Below are 20,694 nucleotides of genomic sequence, written 5' to 3'. Positions count from 1 at the left end.
CCCGTCACCCATCGTCCCGATCCGGCTGCCTTAATGCAGAGTTGCTGCCAGAAGTTGGTGACCGGCGTATGACAGGCTGCTCGCCACCAGCGTCAGGAACACCAGCGCCGCGGCGGTCAGCCCGAGGCCGAGGCCTATGGCGCCGCCGTCGCGCTCGATCAGCCCCAGCGAGATCAGCACCAGCGCGAAGCCCGGCAGCCAGCCGGTCAACGGCAGCGGCACGATGCAGGTCAGAGTCAGGATGAACAGCAGAAGCCCGAACCAACGTTCCTGATCGATGCGGGCAAGCCGGTGGAGCCGCGGCTTCAGCATCCGCTCGATCCCCGTCAGGCGCGGCATGGCGGCATCCAGCGTGCGCGCCGCCAGCCCGGTGCCGATGGACCGCCGCAGCAGCCAGTCCGGCAGCCGCGCCCCGCGCCGGCCGAAGGCGAGTTGGGCGGTGTAGAGCACGATGGGCAGGTCGAACAGGCAGGACACGCCCAGCGGCACCGGCGCGATGGTGGGCAGCGACAGCGCCAGCAGGATGGTGCCGAGCGACCGGTCGCCCAGCGCCCGGATCAGGTCGCCCAGCGTGACCCGGCCGGCCGGCAAATTGGCGCGGAAACGGGCCAGCACGTCCGACGTGCGCTCCTCCTCCTCCGTTCCGCACAGGGCGGGCAGGGCGATGGCGCCGTCGCGCTGCGGCTTGCCGACCTCATCGGCGAGCGGGTGGTCGATGTGATGGTCGGCGTTCAAACGCCGGCCTCCGCCGCGGCGCTCTCGTAGAGTTCGAGCGCCTCCAGCCAGGTTTCCTCTGCGGTCGCCAGCTTCTTCTCCACGGTGCCCAGTTCGATCTGCAGCTTGGTCAGCTTGTCCGACGGACCGCTGTAGAGCGCGGGGTCGGACATCTTCGTCTCGATCTTGCGCTTCTCCTCGCTCAGCTTGGTCACCAGCGCCTCGGCGTCGGTGGCCTTGCGCTTCAGCGGGGCGAGCGCGGTGCGCGCCTCGGCCGCGGCGCGGCGCTGGTCCTTCTTGTTCGGCCCGGCGTCGCGCTCCGCACCGCCTTTGGTGCCGTCATTCTTGGCTGCCGCCCGCTCCGCCTTGGCGCGGTCGAGCAGATAGCGGCGGTAATCGTCCAGGTCGCCGTCATAGGCCTGCACCGTACCGTCGGCGACCAGCAGCAGCCGGTCCACCGTCATCTCGATCAGGTGGGGGTCGTGGCTGATGATGATGACGGCGCCGGGGAAATCGTTGATCGCCTCGATCAGCGCTTCGCGGCTGTCGATGTCCAGATGGTTGGTCGGTTCGTCCAGCATCAGGATGTGCGGGACTTCCCGGCTCATCAGCGCCAGCAGAAGCCGGGCCTTCTCGCCGCCCGACAGGTTGGAAATCTTGGTTTCCGCCTTCGCCTGGGGGAAGCCGAAGCGGCCGAGATGGGCGCGCACCTTCTCCTCCAGCGCCAGCGGCATGATGCGCTGGGTCTGCTGGATCGGCGTCAGCGACAGGTCCAGCTCCTCGGCCTGATGCTGGGCGAAATAGCCGATGCGCAGCTTGGGCGGGCGCCGCATCTCGCCGGCCATCGGCTGCAGCCGGTTGGCCAGCAGCTTGACCAGCGTCGACTTGCCGTTGCCGTTGGCGCCCAGCAGGCCGATGCGGTCCTCCATGTCGATGCGCAGGTTGACCCGCCGCAGGACCACCTTGTCGCCATAGCCGATGCTCACCCCCTCCAGCGCGATCAGCGGCGGCGCCAGCTCGTCGGGGGGAGGGAAGTTGAAGACGACCTCCGGATCGTCCTCCATCAGCGTGATCGACTCCATCTTCTCCAGCAGCTTCAGGCGGCTCTGCGCCTGACGGGCCTTGCTGGCCTTGAAGCGGAAGCGGTCGACATAGGACATCATGTGCTTGCGCCGTGCTTCCTGCTTGGCGGCCATGGAGGCGATGCGCTCCTGGTTGGCGCGGCGCTGCGCCAGGAACTGATCGTAATTGCCGCTGTAGGTGACGAGCTTGCCCTGGTCGATGTGGATCGTCGTGGTCGGCACCGCGTTCAGCAGTTCGCGGTCGTGGCTGACCAGCAGGATGGTGTGCGGATAGTTCTTCAGATAGCCCTCGAGCCAGATGGTCGCTTCGAGGTCGAGGTGGTTGGTCGGCTCGTCCAGCAGCAGCAGGTCGGGGCGGGAGAACAGCACGCCGGCCAGCGCCACGCGCATCCGCCAGCCGCCGGAGAAATCCGAACAGGGCCGCTGCTGCGCTTCGGCGTCGAAGCCCAGGCCGGACAGCACCTGGGCGGCGCGCGACGGGGCGGAATGCGCCTCGATGTCGGCGAGGCGGGCGTGGATCTCGCCGATGCGCATCGGGTCGGTCGCCGTCTCGGCCTCCGCCAGCAGGGCGGTGCGTTCGGTGTCGGCGGCCAGCACGGCGTCGATCAGCGTGGTCGGGCCGCTGGGGGCCTCCTGCGCCACCATGCCCATCCGCATGCCGGCCGGCAGGGTGACTGCGCCGGCATCCGTCTGCAGCTGGCCCGAGATCAGCTTCAGCAGGGTCGATTTCCCGGTGCCGTTGCGCCCGACCAGCGCCACGCGGTGCCCCTTGGGCACCACCGCCGTCGCGTGGTCGAACAACACTCGGCCGCCGAAGCGGAAGGTCAGGTCATTGATGTGCAGCATAGCGCGCGAGGATGTAGCACGAGGGGCCGCCGATTTGAAGCGGGGGCCGCCGAATGGCACGGCTTTGTCTCGCGCGGGGCGGCCCGATTGCCCGGCCCATGAGCGGGTGCGGGCCGAAAAATTTGTTTGAACACGACCAAAGTGGAGAACGGAATCGCCACCCTCTTTTTTTTAATTGAACGTTCAATCAAAAAAAATCAGGCTGTGCTTATGGAAAGATGGTGCTGCGAACCAACGCACCCTTGGGTCCTGGGCTCAGGAGGATAGGAGACAGGAGATGACGCGATTCGGACGGCTGGCCCATTACGTCCACGGTCGCCCCTTCCTGGGCGAGGGTGAGGAGCGCTTCGCCACCGTCAATCCGGCGACCGGGGAAATGCTGGCCGAGGTCGCGCAGGCGACATCCGCGGACGTGGACCGCGCGGTCGACAGCGCACGGGCCGGGCAGGTGGTATGGGCGGCGATGACGGCGATGGAGCGGTCGCGGGTGCTGCGCCGGGCGGTATCCCTACTGCGCGAGCGCAACGACGCGCTGGCGGAAATCGAAACGCTGGACACCGGCAAGCCGCTGAGTGAGACGCGGGCGGTCGACATCGCCACCGGCGCCGACGTGCTGGAATATTACGCCGGTCTCGCCCCCGCGCTGGAAGGGCGGCAGATCCCGCTGCGTCCAAGCTCCTTCGTCTACACGCGGCGCGAGCCGCTGGGGGTGGTGGCCGGGATCGGCGCCTGGAACTATCCGATCCAGATCGCGCTGTGGAAATCGGCACCGGCGCTGGCCGCCGGCAACGCCATGATCTTCAAGCCGAGCGAGGTGACGCCGCTGACCGCCCTCCATCTGGCGGCGATCTACAGCGAGGCCGGGCTGCCCGACGGCGTGTTCAACGTGGTTCAGGGCGATGGCCGGGTCGGCGCCCTGCTGGCGACCCATCCCGGCATCGAGAAGCTGTCCTTCACCGGCGGGGTGGAGACCGGCAAGCGGGTGATGGCCGCGGCCGGCGGATCGACGCTGAAAGAGGTGACGATGGAGCTGGGCGGCAAGTCGCCGCTGATCGTCTTCGCCGATGCCGACCTCGACCGCGCCGCCGACATCGCCATGATGGCGAACTTCTACAGCTCCGGTCAGGTCTGCACCAACGGCACCCGCGTGTTCGTCCACCGCAGCATCGCGACCGCGTTCGAGGAGCGGCTGATGGCCCGCGTGCGCCGCATCCGCATGGGCGATCCGCTGGATCCCGACACCAACTTCGGCCCGCTCGCCAGCTTCGCCCACCGCGACAAGGTGCTGCGCTACATCGAGGCCGGCAAGGAGGAGGGCGCGCGGCTGCTGGCCGGCGGCGGCGTTCCGGAGGGGCCGGCCTTCGCGCGCGGCGCCTATGTGGCGCCCACGATCTTCACCGACTGCCACGACGGCATGACCATCGTGCGCGAGGAGATTTTCGGCCCGGTCCTGTCGATCCTCACCTTCGATGACGAGGAGGAGGTCGTCACGCGGGCCAACGCCACCAGCTACGGCCTCGCCGCCGGGCTGGTCACCACCGATCTGGCCCGTGCCCACCGGGTGATCCACCGGCTGGAGGCCGGCATCTGCTGGATCAACGGCTGGGGCGAATCGCCGCCGGAGATGCCGGTCGGCGGCTACAAGCAGTCGGGCATCGGCCGCGAGAACGGGGTCGAGACGCTCGACCATTACACCCGCGTCAAATCGGTCCAGGTCGAGCTGGGAACCTACCCGTCGGTGTTCTGAGCCCGTCTTTCAAGGAAGCCCGCTTTTCAAAGAAGGGGTGTTCGATGTCGAATTCACCGACCTCCGGGGCCGACGCGCCGGGGAACGGCGCCGCCATGCCCGACGCTATGCCCTCCATCGCCTCTGCGGTGCGCGAGTACGATTACATCATCGTCGGCGCCGGGTCGGCCGGCAACGTCCTCGCCTGCCGCCTGACCGAGGATGCCGGCGTCAGCGTCCTGCTGCTGGAGGCGGGCGGGCCCGACCACCGGCTGGACTACCGCACCCAGATGCCGGCGGCGCTGGCATTCCCGCTCCAGGGCCGCCGCTACAACTGGGCCTACGAGACCGAACCCGAACCGCACATGGACAACCGTCGCATGGAGTGCGGGCGCGGCAAGGGGCTGGGCGGTTCGTCGCTGATCAACGGCATGTGCTACATCCGCGGCAACGCGCTGGACTATGACGGCTGGGCCGAGCTGCCGGGTCTGGAGGACTGGAGCTATCTCGACTGCCTGCCCTATTTCCGCAAGGCGGAGACGCGCGACATCGGCCCCAACGCCTATCACGGCAGCGACGGCCCGCTGTTCGTCACCACCGCCAAGCCGGGCGTCAACCCGCTCTACGAGGCGATGGTGGAGGCGGGGGGGCAGGCCGGCTATGGCCGCACCGACGATCTGAACGGCTACCGCCAGGAGGGCTTCGGCCCGATGGACCGCACGGTGACCGCGCAGGGCCGGCGGTGCAGCACGGCCCGCGGCTATCTCGACCGGGCGCGGGGGCGGCCGGGGCTGACCATCGTCACCCATGCGATGACCGACCGCATCCTGTTTGACGGACGCCGCGCCGTCGGTGTCGCCTATCTGCGCAACGGCACGCCGGTGGCGGCGCGGGCGCGGCGGGAGGTGCTGCTGTGCGCCGGCGCCATCGCTTCCCCGGCGATCCTGCAGCGGTCGGGGGTGGGTCCGTCGCCGCTCCTGCGCGAGCTGGGGGTGGCGACGGTGATCGACCTGCCGGGGGTCGGCGGCGATCTCCAGGACCATCTGGAGATGTACATCCAGTATGAGTGCCGCCAGCCGGTGTCGCTCTATCCCGCGCTGAAATGGTGGAACCAGCCGGCGATCGGCGCCGAATGGCTGTTCCTGGGCACCGGCATCGGCGCCAGCAACCAGTTCGAGGCCGGCGGCTTCATCCGCACCGGTGACGACGTGTCCTGGCCCAACATCCAGTATCACTTCCTTCCCGTGGCCATCAGCTACAACGGCACCAACGCGGTGGAGGCGCACGGCTTCCAGGCCCATGTCGGGTCGATGCGCTCGCCCAGCAAGGGGCGCGTCCATGCCCGCTCGCGCGATCCGGGGCAGGCGCCCAGCATCCTGTTCAACTACATGTCCGATCCGCAGGACTGGCAGGAGTTCCGCGCCGGCATCCGCATCACCCGCGACATCATGCGCCAGCGTGCCCTTGCTCCCTATCGCGGGGAGGAGATCAGCCCAGGCGCCGATTGCGTCACCGATGCCGACCTCGACGCCTTCGTCCGCCATCACGCCGAGACGGCCTATCACCCCTGCGGCACCTGCCGGATGGGGACCGACGACGGCGCGGTGGTGGACGGCCAGGGCCGGGTGCATGGGCTGGAGGGCCTGCGCGTCATCGACGCCTCGATCATGCCGCGCATCATCACCGGCAACCTGAATGCGCCCACCATCATGATGGCGGAGAAGCTGGCCGACGCGGTGCGCGGCCGTCCGCCGCTGCCGCGCGCCGACGTCCCCTATTACGTCGCCGACGCCGCCATCAGACAGAAGGAGTCCCAGAGGGAGTCATTGAAGGACCAGCGACTGCGGGCCTGAGACCCGCGCGCCGAAAACGACAACGATAACCACAAGCAAGGAGAACAGGGATATGGGCAAGACTTTCGGTAAACTCTCGGGCCTGGCCGTCGGCCTGATGCTGGCAGCCGTGACCGCCGCCCTGCCGGCGGGGACGGCTCTCGCCGCCGATCCGGCATCCTGCAAGTCGGTGCGTTTCGGCGATGTGGGTTGGACCGACATCGCGGCGACGACGGCGCTCGCCTCCGTCACGCTGGAGGCGCTGGGCTACCAGCCGACCACCAGCATCTCGTCGGTGCCGGTCGTCTATCTCGGGCTGAAGACCAAGTCGCTGGACGTGTTCCTGGGCAACTGGATGCCCACCATGGAAACCTTCATCAAGCCGGTGCTGGAGGATGGCTCGGTCGAGGTGACGCGCGTCAACCTCGAAGGCGCCAAATACACGCTGGCCGTCCCGACCTATGCCGCCGCCGCCGGGTTGAAGAGCTTCAAGGATCTGGCGAAGTACAAGGACAAGCTGGACGGCAAGATCTACGGCATCGAGGCCGGCAACGACGGCAATCTCATCATCGACAAGATGCTGAAGGCCGATGCATTCGGCTTGAAGGACTTCAAGCTGGTCGAATCCAGCGAGGCCGGCATGTTGGCCGAGGTGAAGCGGGCGACCCGATCCAAGAAATGGATCGCCTTCCTGGGCTGGGCGCCGCACCCGATGAACAAGACGATGGACATCACCTATCTGGCCGACGGCGACGACTGGTTCGGCCCGAACTTCGGCGGCGCCACCGTCAGCACCAACGTGCGCAAGGGCTATGCCGCCGAATGCCCGAACGTCGGCAAGTTCCTGTCCAATCTGGTCTTCACCGTGGACATGGAGAATTCGGTGATGGACGGCATCATGAACGGCGGCCGCAAGCCGGAAGCGGTGGCGGCCGACTGGCTGAAGAAGAATCCCGCAGTCCTGAAGACCTGGCTGTCCGGCGTCACGACGCTGGACGGCAAGGACGGTCTGGCCGCCGCGCAGGCCAGGCTGGCCGCGCTCAAATCCTGACCTGACGCCGTCTTTCCGCATTGCCTCCTCGACTGCTGCCGTGGCGGGATGCCGTCGCGGCCGCATTTTTTCGGGAGGCAGGCGACGTCCGCCTCCAAACGAACGCCTTGCCGCGCCGCGAAAGCGCCTCTATAAAGCGGCCCATCCGGCGCCCCGGTCTTCCGGCGGCGCCTGCGTGTTTTTCAAACGGCGAAAAGCCCCATTCCCGCAGGAGTCACCACCATGGCCGTCGAACGGACCCTCTCGATCATCAAGCCCGATGCCACCCGCCGCAACCTGACCGGCAAGATCAACGCCAAGTTCGAAGACGGCGGCCTGCGCATCATCGCCCAGAAGCGCGTCCAGCTGTCCAAGGCCCAGGCCGAGCAGTTCTACGGCGTGCATCGCGAGCGTCCGTTCTTCGGCGATCTGGTCTCCTTCATGATCTCCGGCCCGGTGGTCCTGCAGGTTCTGGAAGGCGAGAACGCCATCGCCCGCAACCGCGAGATCATGGGCGCCACCAACCCGGCCAACGCCGCCGAGGGCACCATCCGCAAGGAGTTCGCCGAGTCGATCGAGGCGAACTCGGTCCACGGTTCGGACGCCCCGGAGACCGCCGCCCAGGAGATCGCCTTCTTCTTCGCCGGCATCGAGCTGGTGGGCTGATCCTGCTCGCTTGACCGTCGGTCAGGCTTGCCGAAAGGGCCGCTCCCGCAAGGGGGCGGCCTTTTTTGCGTTTTGCGTCAAGCTCTGGCAGTATCGGGGGCCGTGAACATTTTGCCCCGCAGATGCCGGGGCCGATCCCGACAGGAGTTGCCCGCGATGGAATCCCAGTCCGCAAAGCCGATCATCGCGGCGCTGCTGCAACCGCTGCCGGTGCTGACCCAGCCGCAAGCCCGCAACGACCTGTCCGACGAATCCGTGGTGCGCCTTCTGGTCCGCCAGTTCATCGACCTCAGCCTGGACGCCTTCAACCAGGTCCTGCAGGGCAAGCTGGACCAGGACGAGGCGGTGGACGGCATCAATCGTCAGGCTATCGCCCTGAACTCCGTCTTCCTCGGCAACAGCGGCTTCGAATCCGTCATCACCCACCCGTGGAACACGCCGGACCAGCTGGGCGCCTTCCTGAAGGACGTGGTGGCGCTGGAATATCCGGAGGACGACTGCGTCCGCGCCATGCTGATCCATCTGGCGACCCAGGTGATGCACGCGCTGCGCCTTCCCGACGAGGAGCGCAACGAGGAGGTGGAGGCGCTGACCCTCGACGCCGCCGACCTGCTGCTCGGCCGCGCGCCGGAAGACGACGGCGAGATCGACATCGACATCGACGTCTGAGCGTCCGCCTCCCGTATCCCGGCGGCTTCACCCCGCCGGGTTCAGGTTCACTTCGATCAGCACCGTGTCCTCGATGAAGTCGGCGCTGTGCCAGGCTTCGGGGTCGAAGCGTATGACCATCCCCGGCCGCAAATCCACCGGACCGGCTTCGCAGGTCAGCAGGGCGCGGCCTTCCACGACGATGACGAACTGTTCGTGCGCGTGGGCGTGGCGCGTGGCGGCGGTCCCGGCCTTGATGACGATGTGCTTCAGCGACGCACCGGTGCCGGGAAAGCTGCGCCGCTCAACGCCCTCCGCGGTCTGGGCCGGCAGGTTGCTCCAGGTGATCACGTCGGCATTCGGTGCAGCATTCGGGGCGGCCTTCGGCGTGTCGGTGGGCATGGTGGGGTCCTTCCTTGCGAAACTCACCGGCTTTTCAACGTCAACCCGTTGATACGTGCACCGTCGGATCCCGGATCTCCCGCCGCTCGCCGGATCTGCTTCAGGCTGTCGAATTCGTGCCAAATCCGGGGTGCTAAACCTGCTGTTAACGCCTGACCTTCTAAGACGGGACAATCCGGCGGCATTGCCGCCGGACGATCTTCCGGACCGACGGAGGCTATGTGGACGTTGCAGACACCGACCGACCACTCCGCACTGCGGGTGCCGCTGAACCGGTGTCCGGGCCGTCCCGTCTTTCCGCCGCGCTTCCCGGCGCCCTGGCCGGGCTGATCGGCTTCGGCACGCTTCTGGCCCTGTCCGCCTCCGGCAGGATCGATCTGCCGGCCGCCGCCGCGCTGGCCGTCGCCGGCGGGCTATCCCTGTGGGGCGCGGTTCGTGCCGGGTCCGCCGCCTCGGCGCTGGCCCGCTCCGACGCCGCCCAGGTCGAGGCACGGGACGAGTTGGACGGGCTGCGCGCCCGCGCCCGCGACTTTGCCGCCGTCTCCCCCGGCTGGTTGTGGGAAACCGGGTCGGATCACCGTTATCTGTCGCTGTCGGGTGGGCTGACGGCCCTGCTCCGCTGCGATCCGCGGACGGTATTCGGCGATTCGTTGTTCGACCTGGGGACCTTGGTCGCCGACGAGGCGACCTGGGCCGAATACCGTGCCGACATCGAGGCCGGCCGGCCCTTCCGCGACCTGGAGGTGAGCTTCGAAGGGGTGGACGGCCGCGACCTCGTGCTGCGGCTCAACGCCGTGCCGGTGCGCGGCGCCGACGGGCGCTTCCGCGGCTATCGCGGCTGCGGCGTCGATGCCACCGCCGAAACGCTGGCGCTGGTGGAGGCGCGCTTCATGCAAGCGGTGGTGCATGACGCCATCGACAGCGTGTCCGAAGGTTTCGTCCTGTTCAGCGCCGACGGCCGGCTGCTGATCTGCAACGAGCAGTACCGCCGCGCCTATCCGACCATCGCCGACATGCTGACCCCCGGCCGCAGCTTTGCCGAGATCCTGCGCGCGGCGGCCGAACGCGGCGGTTTGGAAGGTGCGGACGACATCGGCGCCTGGGTGGAGCAGCGGCTGACCCGCCATCTGCAGCATTCCGCCCCGGTCGACGGCCGGCTGTCCGACGGGCGCTGGTACCGCATCAGCGAACATGCCACCGGCACCGGCGGCGTGGTGAAGATCCTGATGGACATCACCGAGCTGAAGACGCGGGAGGAGGAGCTTGCCCAGCAGACCGCCCGCCTGGAACAGACGGTCGCCGCCCTGCGCGAAAGCGAACTGCGCTACCGCCAGTTGGTGGAACTGGCGCCCTACGGCATCGTCATCTGGGACCGCGCCGCCATCCGCTTCGCCAACGGCGCCGCCGCCGCGATCCTGGACATGGCGGCCGAAGCGCTGGAGGGCCGGCCGCTCGCCGGCTTCCTGGAGGATGGCGATGCGCTGGCGGCAATGCTCGCCGGTTCCGCCGATGGCGAGGAACAGCGGCTGGAATGCGACGCCCTGCGCCCCGATGGCGAGCGCCGCCGGCTGGAGGTCGCCGCCAGCCAGGCCGTCTACGCCGGCGGGCCGGCGGTGCTGCTGGTGTTGAACGACATCACCGACCGCCGCCGGGTGGAAGGCGAACTGCAGCGCGCCCAGAAGATGGAGGCGGTGGGCCGGATGGCCGGGGGCATCGCCCATGAATTCAACAACATGCTGACCGCCATCGGCGGCTTCGCCCGGTTGGCGGAGCGCAACCCCGCCGATCCCGACCGCGTGCTGACCTGCGTGCAGGAGATCGCCAAGGCGTCCGAACGGGCGGCGGCGCTGACCGGCCAGCTTCTGGACTTCTCCCACCGCCGCGTCACCGACGAACGCGAGGTGGTAGCCGTCGCGCCGCTGGTGCGCGACCTGCGCGTCTTCCTGAAGCCGCTGCTCAGCGCCGGCATCGACGTGGCGATCCTGGCGGAGGATGAGGGCGCGCATGTTCTGGTCAACCCAGTCACGCTGAATCAGGCGCTGCTGAACCTTGCGCTGAATGGGCGCGACGCCATGCCCCACGGCGGCACCCTGACCATCTCCCTGACGATGGAGGTTCCGGACGATGCCTTCTTCGCCCGCCATCGCAGTCTGAGGCCCGGCCGTTACGTGGTGATCCGCGTGACGGACCAGGGCACGGGCATCCCGGCCGAGATCCGCGACCGTATCTGGGAACCCTTCTTCACCACCAAGGAGCCGGGGAAGGGCACCGGGCTCGGCCTGTGGATGGTCTACGGCACGGCGCAGCAGTCCGGCGGTGCCGTCGAACTGGAGGACGTGGCAGGGGAGGCTGGGCACGGCGCCAGCTTCGCCCTCTATCTGCCCGCCGTCGATACGCCCGCCGAGCCGGCCGGGTTCGATCCACTGCACGTCGCCGAGGGAGAAGGGGCGGTCATCCTGCTGGTCGATGACGAGGACTCGGTCCGCCGCTACCTGCGCCTCGTGCTGGAGGAGGCCGGCTGCACGGTGGTGGAGGCGTCGGACGGCCAGGAGGCGCTGACCCGCTATGACGAGGCCGGCGGCCTGTTCGACGCGGTGGTCAGCGACGTGTCGATGCCGCGGATGAACGGCCTGGAACTGGCCCGTGCGCTGGAGACCCGCAACCAGCTTCTGCCCATCCTGTTCCTGACCGGCTATGCCTCGCGCGAGACGGCGGCCGGGCTGACGGCGCAGGAGGGGCGGCAGATCGTGATGAAGCCGGTGACGCCGGAGCGGCTGCTGGCCGCGTTGCGCGATCTTCTGGCCTTGTGAGGGCGGAGATGGAGGCTTCCCGTCACGACAGTCCGGCAAAGGGGCCGGCAGCGGAGCCGGCGCCGGACGAGGCGGAGGGAACGGCCCCCGCCGCCTGTCGCGAGCCTGCCGATTTCTATACGCCCGCCGGCCGCGACGGCGTCGGCCGCTTCTGCCGCCGCTTTCTCGACGAGAATGCGCTGACCGCGACGGAACTGCTGCACCACCCGCGCCACCAGACGGCGCTGTCCAACACCGCCACTTTCGTCGCCATCCTGACCCAGGCAGAGCGGGCGATGGACCGGAAGGGCGGGATGACCCCGCTGGTCAACGAGATCGCCCGGCTGTCGCGCGAGCGGCTGAAGGAAAACCCGCCGCCCGACTTCCTGCCCGACGCCTATCCCGGCACGGCGGCGGAACTGCTGTCGGTCGGCGGCTTCCTCGGCCGCTTCCTGCTCGATGCCGCCGTCACCCAGCACATCGCCGCCTGCCGCAGCTTCGCCGAGAAGGCCGAATCGCTACTCGATCTGGCGGAGACCACCGAGCATCCCGACGCGCTGACGCCGCTGGAGCGGTTGCTGGGCGAAATCCTGCTGAGCGACGCCGGTACCGCGTCCTGCGCGCGCGATGCGTCCTTCGTCACGCTGATCGACTTGATCGTGACGCTGATCGCCGCCGACCGGCCGATGCCGGACGAGGCTCCGCCGGTGTTCCGCCGGCTCGACGCGCTGATGCGCCGGGTGCCGATGCCGGGCTTGCGCGATGCGCTGGCCGCCGCCTTCCGCCGCGAGATGGCCAAGCCTGCCTGCTTCACCATCGCCAGCGCCGGCGACATGTTCGGCATCGAGGCGGTGCAGCGCGAGATCCTGGCGTTGAGCGATCTGTCCGCCCGCCTGCGCGACCGCGAGGGCGCCTATGTCGGCGGCGTCCGCACCGAGGCGGCATTGCAGCGCCGCACCGCCCTGCTGGTCAACGAGGACACGGTTCCGGAGATCACCCGCGGCCGCAATTTCGTGCAGAAGCTGCGCATCCTGCTGGTGCTGCAGAAGATGCCGCTGTCGCCCTCCGCGGCCAAGGCGGTGACCGATTACCTGAAGAGCTTCTTCGACAGCCGCGATTTCGCCGGCCGCCTGCTGGACTGCTGGAAGGACCGGAACGAGAAGCTGAAGGGACTGGCGGAGGTGCAGCGCATGGTGCTGTCCAGCGCCTTCCCGGAGGAGGAGCGGGAATATCTCGGCAGCCAGCTCGACGACATTCAGAACGCCTTCCTGCGCACCCAGCGCGTGTTGGCTCCGCTGATCCAGGCCAAGGACGATCCGCCGGTCGACAGCGTGCTCGACATCGTCCGCTTGGCAGGGGAGGGGGCGATCTGCAGCGGCAAGAGCCGGCTGGCGGTGGCCCGCGTGCTCTACCGCCACTGCCACCGCCCGCGCTTCGTCCGCCACGTGCTGCTGAACGCGCCGGGAGCGAAGGAACGGGCGGCGCGGGCGAACTGGCTGCGGCAATCGCTGGCGATGGTGGGCGTACCCTTCATCGACCTCGCCGCGCAGCGCGTGCTGGTGGTGGATGACGAGGCCGGGCCGCGCGCCCTGGTCGCCTCCGTCCTGCAGGACCTCGGCGTCGGTCATGTCGACACCGCTGCCGATGGGCAGGAGGCGCTGGAGCGTTTCCAGGTCGATGGCACGGCCTACGACCTGATCATCTGCGATTGGATGATGCCGCGTCTGAGCGGTCTCGACCTGCTGAAGCAGGTCCGCGGGTCCCGCAGCGACCTGCCGTTCCTGATGGTCACCGCGCTGGCGACGCTGGAGGCGGTGAAGAAGGCGCTCGCCCATCAGGTCAGCGGCTACATCGCCAAGCCCTTCACGCCAGACCAGTTGGAAGAGAAGATCTTCCTGGTTCTGGCGCAGAAGGGAATCGGCGAGTAGGGGACTTCCGCCGCGCCGGACTGTTGTGGTGTGCGAGACCCCATCGAAGGAGCCATCCCATGACAGACCAGAAATCCGCCAGCAGCAACGTGCTGTCCAACGAACCAGACCGCGACATCGCCGATCCGCTCGACGCGGCCAAGGAGGTGTCGGATACCGGCAAACCGATCACCCCCGATACCGAATCGGCCAAACACATTGACCGCCCGGCGGAGAGGGGCAAGGCCGGGAAAACTGCCGGAAAGTCTAAATAAAGGAGAAGCTCTCTCTCCCAAGGCGGGCGAGAGACATCGGGCTCAGCGCAACTCCAAGCCGGCCTGCTTGAAGGCGCGGGTGAGGGCATCGACGATGGCCGGGTCGACCTCGCCCGTTCCGTAATCGAGATTCATGACGGCGTACCACGGCACGCCGGCCTTGTTCGCCAGCATCCGTGTCGACCAGCCAAGGCGCAGGCGTGCCTCTTGGCACTGCGACCCGGTCATGATGCGTCGACTCCACACGTTAGCGTTTGCCTTCCATGGCCTTGCCCCTGGTCCGCCGCGAGAAGCCCGAATGGCCTATCCCACCCGCAACCTGGGGCTATCCATGATAGTGCAAGAAATTGCCCGGCTTGTCATGTGTCGGGTTGTTGCATAGCGAAACGCTCTGCTTTGCTGGATTGTCATGGAAGGCAATTCGTCGGCATTCGATGAAAACCGCGGGAAGTCCGCAGGGCCATCAATAAGACCGCACCAGTGATGGGGACTTGCCCGGACTGCCGGCTTGTGGATCGAACCGCAGGCTCGACAAGGGATCTGTGAAGATTTTTTGGAGTGAGTTTTACAGAGTGCCTCGCCGCTTCCGGTTGCGTCACTCCGCACGCCTTCAGCCCCAGAGCCCAAAGCCCCAGAGCCCTTAGCCTCAGAGCCCTCAGGCGATGCTCTTGGACAGCAGGATCAGGTTGCGGCCGCCCTCGCGCCGGTAGCTGGCATGGTCCATCGTCTTCTGGACCAGGAACACGCCCAGGCCGCCGACGCGGCGGTCGTCGACCTCGCTGGTCAAATCGGGGGGCGGGGCTTCGGCGAAGGGGTCGAAGGCGTCGGCATCATCCTCCACCTCCGCCCGCAGTTCGGTACCGTCCGCTTCCATCCGCACCCGGATCTCGTGCGGGCCGGCATCGCCATAACCGTAGGACACGGTGTTGGTGATGAGTTCGTCGAAGCAGAGGTTGAACTTGAAGGAGAGGGCGGGGGGCAGGTCGTTGCGTTCGATGAACTCATCCACCGCAGCGGCCAGCCGTTCCAGTTCGGACAGGTCGTTGCGCAGCACCATTTCCAGGCGGTTCGTCACGGTATCGTCCATCCGCTCTGCCCCCATTCCGGCCCCCATTCCGCCCGCTATGCCGCCACGCCGGCCACTGCCCAGCGGCGCAGGGCCGTCAGGGCGATCCGTTCCACCTCACTCCAGCCGAGCCCGCTCGCCATCTCCGCCAGCGCCACCAGACGGCTGCGGGCGCCGGTGTCGCCGACCGGCGCATTGCCCAGGTCGGCGGTCAGCCCGGCGACGAGGCCGTAGAGCATGGTCGACAGGCTGTGCATCAGCGCCGCGCAATCCGGCGCCGTCAGCCGGGTGGCGAACAGATAGAGCTGGCCGACACCGCGCAGCCGGGCGGCGAAGCTCTCCGCCGTGCCGGCTCCAGTCGCGACCTCGCCGCGCAACTCTTCCACCGACAGGCTGGCGAAGCGGCCGGCGGCGGCGATGAACTCGGCCACAGCGTCCTGGGGCAGGCCGCCGGTGGCTTGGCCGCCGGTCTCGAACAGGCGCTGCGCCATGACGATCAGTTCCTCGATGTTGGCGAGGATGATGGCGACGCCGAAGCGGGCCAGCCCGTCGTTGCCGTCGGTGCAGGCGCGCAGGATCTGCGTCACCTTGCGGATGACCTGCACGGCGAACATCAGCATGGCACTGCGGCTCTGCGCCAGTTCGGCCTCGGCGCCCAGCTCCTCCAGCGCGTGCTGCAGGATCTCCAGCCGCAGGAAGTCGAGCGACAGCATCTGGATGTCCGGGTTGTCGCCGTCCATCAGCACGCGGTTCAGCTCGCCGGAATAGAGAAAGAAACGGCCGGACAGGTCGAAGGCGATGCGCGCCGCCGACATCCTGGCCCGATCGGCCGCCGGCGTGCCGGCCAGCGCGCGGGTCATCGCCGCGAACAGCCGGACCATCGGCATCCAGTCGCGCCGCTGGCTGGCGGGCGCGGCGCGCGGCGCCGGGGTGGAGGCGACGATCAATTCGGTCAGCGGCTCGACCCCGTCGCCGAGCAGAATCGACTGCCAGCGCTGAACGTCGCCGCCGCTGCCCGCCTGCCAGTCCGCCAGCATGTCCAGCAGTTCGGTCAGCTTGCGGGCGTCCAGCGGCTGGCCGGGGATGGCGCGCAGGGCCGTTTCCAGCGCCGCCGCCAGCGCATCGCGGTCGCGCAAGGGGGCGACGGTCGGAACCTCCGCATTGAACAGGGTCAGTTCGGCCGTGGGCACCGCCGCCTGCATGGTGCCGGCGACCACCAGCGCGTGGCGCAGCGCCTCGGCGAACTCCGCGGCGCTGGCGTAACGGTCGGCCGGCGCCTTGGCCAACGCCTTCAGGATCACCGTGTCGAAGGGCGGCGGCAGTTCCGGATTGCCGTGCGACGGCGGCGGCGGCTCGACGAACAGGATCTGCTGCATCACCGTGGCGACGGAGCCGGAGAAGGGCCGCCGCTGAGCCAGCAGGTAATAGAGCACCACCCCGGCGGAGAACAGGTCGCTGCGCGCGTCGGCCTTCTCCCCGCGCAGCACCTCCGGCGCCATGTAGGCGGGGGTGCCCAGCAGGTCGCCGGCCTGGGTCAGGTCGGAGGAAGAGATTTGCGCGATGCCGAAATCGGCCAGCTTCGGCGTCAGGTCGTCCTGCACCACGATGTTGGCCGGCTTGATGTCGCGGTGGATGACGTTGCGGGCATGGGCGAAGGCCAGCGCGTCCAGCACCGACGCCATCAGGGCGCCGCCCTGCTGCACCGACAGCGGCGTGTCGGCCTCCAGATACTGCTTCAGCTCCCGCCCCTGGATCAGCTCCATGGCGAGGTAGGGGGCGGCGCCCTGGCCCGCCTCTCCAAGGCCGGCGTCCAAGGTGCCGTAATCATGGACCCGGACGATGTTGGGGTGGTCCAGCTTCAGCCCGATCTGCGCCTCCCGCCCGAAGCGGGCGAGCACGGCGTTGCGCTCCGCCGCCGCCAGCAGCTCGGCGCGCAGCAGCTTCAGCGCGACCGGCCGTCCGGACCGCCCGTCGGTGGCGCGATAGACCACGCTCATCGCACCCTGGCCCAGCACCCCCTCGACCCGATAGGGGCCGATGGGTCCGGGAAGCACGCCGCCTACAGCGCCGTCGGGCATCGGAAACTCTCCAGCAGGTTCTTGCCGAAGGGGTTGTTCACACTGTCGGCCCGCAGGGCGAAGACCGCCTTGCGGGTGCCCACCGTCACCGAGAAGGTGAAGCGGTCGGGCTGCGGCGTGGACTCCAGCTTGCCGTCGGCGAGGAAATGGAACAAGGCCCAGGGACCCTGACGCGAAATGCCGGCCGGTTCGCCCGGCAGCGGCGGGCCGAAGCCGAGACGCACGCTGCTGGTGCCCTCCGCCCCCGGCCATTTCATCACCTGCGGGCGCGGCGGGCCGTGCTGGTAGATCAGCGTCTGGCCGTCGATGTCCATCGCCACCTGGGTCGCCTTGGCGTCCAGTTCCACCGGCGTGATCTCGAACACCACCTTGGCGGCGGTCGCCCCGGCCGGGAACAGGCTGTCGCGGATGCGCGCCGCCCGTTCGAACTGGTCGAGCACGGCGGGCGGAATGCCCAGATCGACCTGATCCACCTTTTGCCAGGCCCAGGGGCTGACCGTCATGTCGACGAAGGGGCGCAGGTTGGTGTTGAAGAACTGGTCGATCATGCCGCCCGGCGCGAACAGCTTGGCGAAATCGGCCGCGGTCACATCGACCGGGCTGTTCGGCACCATGGGGAAACGGTTGTCGAGCGCCGCCCGGCAGAAGGGCAGGACGGTGGACTGCCAGGCCTTGTTGATCTGCACGCGCGCGCCGCCGGCGCTGACCGTCGCCGCGCTCTGCGCCACCGTGGCGACCATGCCGCCGACCGGATCGGGCAGGTCGCGGGCGAGAGTGCGCAGTTGCGCCGCCACCGCACCCTTGTCGCCACCGCCGGCCAGCCCGGCCAGCAGCGCGCCGTTCTGGTCGGGCGCGTTGGCGGCCCGCGCGATCTGCTGGTACAGCTCGCCCAGCAGCTTCAGAGACTCGTCGAGCTTCGGCGGTGCACCGCCTTCGCCCTGAACCAGTTCGCGGAGGGCCTTGAAATGGTCGTTGATCGGCTGGCCCGGTGGCGGTCCTTCCGGCTGCAGCGAAACTCCGGCCAGCCGCGCCAGATAGGCGGCGTTGGTGCCGGTGGACTCCACCGCCTTCTCACCCGCCTGCGCCTGCTGCGCCACCCCGGCCAGCGGCCCGCCGGCCACCGGTCCCTTGCCATCCGCCGGCTTGTCATTCGGGCCGGGCGCCAGCGTGGTCTGCCGCACCATGGCGGTCAGCCACAGCTTCAGCGGCGATTGCGGGCCGGACAGCGTGTTCAGCACGTCGGCGGCCTGGTTGAGGCTGCGCAGCGGCACGATCACGACGTCGCCCAGCATCTCGTCCCACTGGCGGGCGTAGCGGTCGAGATAGACGGCGAGGATGCCCTGTTCCAGCCGTTGCGCGCTGGCCACCGCCTGCGGGCCGCTGCTCGGCTGGCCCAGCACCCAGTTCTCTGCCACCAGCGCCTTTGCGACCTTGGGCAGCGCCGGCAGCACCGCCTTATGGAAACCGTCATAGGTGTAGAGGCCGGGGACGCCGTCCGACAGCGGCTTGCCCGACGGGCGGATCAGCACCCGCCCGGCCAGCGGCCCGGCATTGTCGACCAGCCGCCAGTCGGCCAGCGCCTGGATCTCCGGACGGTCGCGCAGGATGGCGAATCCGCGTTCGGCCAGGGGATAGTTGGTCAGGCTCTGCCGAGCCTCCTCGACCAGCGCCTCGTCCAGCGGCAGGGTGGGAAGGGGGGCGGCCAGCATGGCGTCCAGATGGGTGCGCAGGTCGCGCCGGATGCCGTCATAGGCAGGACCGGGCAGCGAGGCCATCCAGTCCAGCGCCATCCACTCCGACACCAGCGACTTGTCCATCGGCCCCTTGCCGGCCAGCATCAGGTAGACCTTCAGCGCCTGGAACAGGTATTCGGGCCGGCCGCGCTCGTGGCGCAGCTGCCCTTCCACCCGCAGGAAGACGCGCGGCAGCAGCACGGCGTCCAGCGCCCGGCCATAGACCGTCCCGCTCTGCCGGCCCAGCCGGTCGCCCTGATAGAGGCCGCCGGTCATTTCCAGCGGCGGCGGCTCGGTCCAGCCGGCGGGGATGGCGCGCAGCGTGTTCAGCGGCGGCACGATGGTGATGAAATCGGTGTCGTCCACCTTGGTCAGCGACCGCGGCGCGGCGGCGAGCGGCTCCAACTCGGCCTGCGCCTTGGCGGCGGTGGCATCGACCCCGGCGACCAGGGCGGCGTTGCCGGTGAAGCTGTTGGCCCAAAAGGCGGCGACCGCCAGCCCGGCCAGCAGCATCGCCGCCATCGTCCCGCCGCGCAGCAGGCGCCGCCGCCGCTCCAGCCCGCTGTCGGCGCCGACCAGCCCGGCCTCGGCGAACACCACCTCGCGCAGGGTGCGGGTCAGGAAATAGCTGCGCCCGCCGCTGGCCGCCGGCAGCACCGGCCGCTCCAGCCCGAAGGACCCCGCCACCATTTCCGACAGCCGGTCCACCGGGGCGCCGTCCTGGGTGCCGCTGGTCAGATACACGCCGCGCAGCAGCGCCCGTTCCTCATAACGGTTGGGCTCGAAGATCACCATCAGCAGGTCGGCGATGGCCGGCTTCAGCGCAGCGATCTGCGCCGGGAACAGGGTGTCGAGCGACCGGCGCTGGATGTCGGATTCGCCATGGACGCGGTCCAGCACCCGGCGGGCGATCCGTCCGGTCAGTGCGTCGAACTCCTCGCCGAAACGGTAGACCGGGGCGTCGTCGCCCTTCCTGCCGTCGTCCAGCGGGAAGGTGACGCCCCAGACCTGCTCGCGCTCCTCGCGGCTGAGATCGTCGAAGAATTCGGCGAAGCCGGCGATCAGGTCGGCCTTGGTCAGCAGCACATAGACCGGAACGCGCGACCCGACCTGTCCGCGCAGCTCCTTCAGCCTCAGCTTCAGCTGTTCGGCATGACCCTTGCGCTCCGGCTCGCTCCAGGCGGCAAGCTCGGCAAGGCTGACGGCCAGCAGGATGCCGTTGACCGGCTGGCGCGGGCGGTGGCGCTTCAGCAGGGCGATGAAGTTCTTCCACACCTTGCCGTCGATGGCCGGCTGGCTGTCCTGGGTGATGTAGCGCCCGGCGGTGTCGATCAGCACCGCCTCGTCGGTGAACCACCAGTCGCAGTTGCGGGTGCCGCCGACGTCGCGCAGCGCAGCCCGCCCCATCTCCGCCGCCAGCGGAAAGCGCAGGCCGGAATTGGCGAGCGCCGTCGTCTTGCCCGCCCCCGGCGCGCCGATCAGCAGATACCAGGGCAGCTGGTAGAGATAGCGCTGTCCCCATTTGCCGCCGAAGCGCGCCTTTCGCAGCTGGTCCAGCGCCTCGCGCAGCCGGCCGCGCAGCAGGTCGGTCTCCTGGCCCACCGCTTCGGAATCGGGATCGGCCTTGGCGGCCGGCGTCGCCTTGGTCAGCGCCTGCACCATGCGGTCGTTGGCGTTGCGATGGCGGTACAGCGACCATTGCATCGCCAGCGCCCACACCAGCAGGATGCCGAACACCGCCGCCAGCCGGATGGTCGCATCCTCCAGCGGGAAGGCGCCGGACACGGCGACGAGCGGCCCCAGGAACCAGACGATGGCGCCCAGGCACAGCGCCGCGACCAGCGTCAGGAACCAGCGGGAGGTCAGGGCGGAGAGGATGGATTTCAGCATCGGTGTTTCG

General features: G+C 68.8%; 15 protein-coding genes. 8 read left to right on the top strand and 7 right to left on the bottom strand.

The annotated features are described in order from the left end of the window. Positions 1–30 precede the first annotated feature (30 nt). Together FZ029_RS00710 and FZ029_RS00705 are read right to left on the bottom strand one after the other, a co-directional pair. On the bottom strand, positions 31–735 hold the full coding sequence (locus tag FZ029_RS00710; protein WP_247892084.1) for an exopolysaccharide biosynthesis protein: 705 nt from the start codon (positions 733–735) through the stop codon (positions 31–33). Beyond that, a complete protein-coding gene (locus FZ029_RS00705; protein ID WP_149267618.1) occupies positions 732–2,642 on the bottom strand; it encodes an ABC-F family ATP-binding cassette domain-containing protein in 1,911 nt (636 codons plus the stop codon). The genes FZ029_RS00710 and FZ029_RS00705 overlap by 4 nt, the downstream gene beginning before the upstream one ends. A 277-nt stretch (positions 2,643–2,919) precedes the next feature. Between FZ029_RS00705 and betB the strand changes: the two genes are divergently transcribed. From betB to FZ029_RS00680, 5 genes are all read left to right on the top strand, one after another. Further along, complete coding sequence (gene betB, locus FZ029_RS00700; protein ID WP_149267617.1) at positions 2,920–4,389, top strand: betaine-aldehyde dehydrogenase; 1,470 nt, start codon at positions 2,920–2,922, stop codon at positions 4,387–4,389. Positions 4,390–4,496: 107 nt separating this feature from the next. Further along, positions 4,497–6,221 carry a choline dehydrogenase gene (gene betA / locus FZ029_RS00695; RefSeq protein ID WP_149267903.1) on the top strand — a complete coding sequence of 575 codons (1,725 nt, stop codon included), beginning with the start codon at positions 4,497–4,499 and terminating at the stop codon, positions 6,219–6,221. Positions 6,222–6,318: 97 nt separating this feature from the next. Beyond that, the gene (locus FZ029_RS00690) at positions 6,319–7,251 is read left to right on the top strand and encodes a choline ABC transporter substrate-binding protein (RefSeq protein ID WP_247892111.1); all 933 of its coding nucleotides are present in this window, start codon (positions 6,319–6,321) and stop codon (positions 7,249–7,251) included. Positions 7,252–7,473: 222 nt separating this feature from the next. Beyond that, a complete protein-coding gene (gene ndk / locus FZ029_RS00685; RefSeq protein ID WP_085089708.1) occupies positions 7,474–7,896 on the top strand; it encodes a nucleoside-diphosphate kinase in 423 nt (140 codons plus the stop codon). A gap of 156 nt (positions 7,897–8,052) precedes the next feature. Further along, on the top strand, positions 8,053–8,565 hold the full coding sequence (locus FZ029_RS00680) for a hypothetical protein (RefSeq protein ID WP_149267615.1): 513 nt from the start codon (positions 8,053–8,055) through the stop codon (positions 8,563–8,565). 27 nt (positions 8,566–8,592) lie between these two features. Here the strand turns inward: FZ029_RS00680 and FZ029_RS00675 are convergent, their stop codons facing one another. Then, on the bottom strand, positions 8,593–8,946 hold the full coding sequence (locus FZ029_RS00675) for a cupin domain-containing protein (RefSeq protein WP_149267614.1): 354 nt from the start codon (positions 8,944–8,946) through the stop codon (positions 8,593–8,595). A gap of 275 nt (positions 8,947–9,221) precedes the next feature. On the opposite strand from FZ029_RS00675, the gene FZ029_RS00670 reads away from it, so the two are divergent. From FZ029_RS00670 to FZ029_RS00660, 3 genes are read left to right on the top strand one after another with little or no spacing between them, the layout of a single operon-like run. Further along, the gene (locus FZ029_RS00670; RefSeq protein WP_247892083.1) at positions 9,222–11,756 is read left to right on the top strand and encodes a response regulator; all 2,535 of its coding nucleotides are present in this window, start codon (positions 9,222–9,224) and stop codon (positions 11,754–11,756) included. A gap of 8 nt (positions 11,757–11,764) precedes the next feature. After that, entirely contained in the window at positions 11,765–13,663 is a 1,899-nt protein-coding gene (locus FZ029_RS00665; protein WP_149267612.1) for a response regulator, read from the top strand. Positions 13,664–13,722: 59 nt separating this feature from the next. Further along, positions 13,723–13,917 carry a hypothetical protein gene (locus FZ029_RS00660; RefSeq protein ID WP_149267611.1) on the top strand — a complete coding sequence of 65 codons (195 nt, stop codon included), beginning with the start codon at positions 13,723–13,725 and terminating at the stop codon, positions 13,915–13,917. A 42-nt stretch (positions 13,918–13,959) separates the two neighbouring features. Here the strand turns inward: FZ029_RS00660 and FZ029_RS00655 are convergent, their stop codons facing one another. The 4 genes from FZ029_RS00655 to tssM form a co-directional block, all read right to left on the bottom strand. Beyond that, positions 13,960–14,145 (bottom strand): hypothetical protein, encoded by a 186-nt coding sequence (locus FZ029_RS00655; protein ID WP_149267610.1) that lies wholly within the window; start codon positions 14,143–14,145, stop codon positions 13,960–13,962. 427 nt (positions 14,146–14,572) lie between these two features. Continuing rightward, positions 14,573–14,992 carry an ATP-binding protein gene (locus tag FZ029_RS00650; protein WP_211104084.1) on the bottom strand — a complete coding sequence of 140 codons (420 nt, stop codon included), beginning with the start codon at positions 14,990–14,992 and terminating at the stop codon, positions 14,573–14,575. Between the two features lie 47 nt (positions 14,993–15,039). Next, positions 15,040–17,061: a serine/threonine-protein kinase gene (locus FZ029_RS00645; protein WP_149267608.1), complete on the bottom strand. Its 2,022-nt coding sequence runs from the start codon at positions 17,059–17,061 to the stop codon at positions 15,040–15,042. Then, positions 17,043–20,684 carry a type VI secretion system membrane subunit TssM gene (gene tssM, locus FZ029_RS00640; RefSeq protein ID WP_149267607.1) on the bottom strand — a complete coding sequence of 1,214 codons (3,642 nt, stop codon included), beginning with the start codon at positions 20,682–20,684 and terminating at the stop codon, positions 17,043–17,045. Before tssM ends, FZ029_RS00645 begins: the two co-directional genes overlap by 19 nt. Positions 20,685–20,694 lie beyond the last annotated feature (10 nt).

This window comes from Azospirillum sp. Sh1 (genome assembly GCF_008365135.1).
Lineage (GTDB): Bacteria > Pseudomonadota > Alphaproteobacteria > Azospirillales > Azospirillaceae > Azospirillum > Azospirillum oryzae.
The sequence above is the reverse complement of the archived record's forward strand: the minus strand, read 5'-3'. Positions and strand labels throughout refer to the sequence as shown.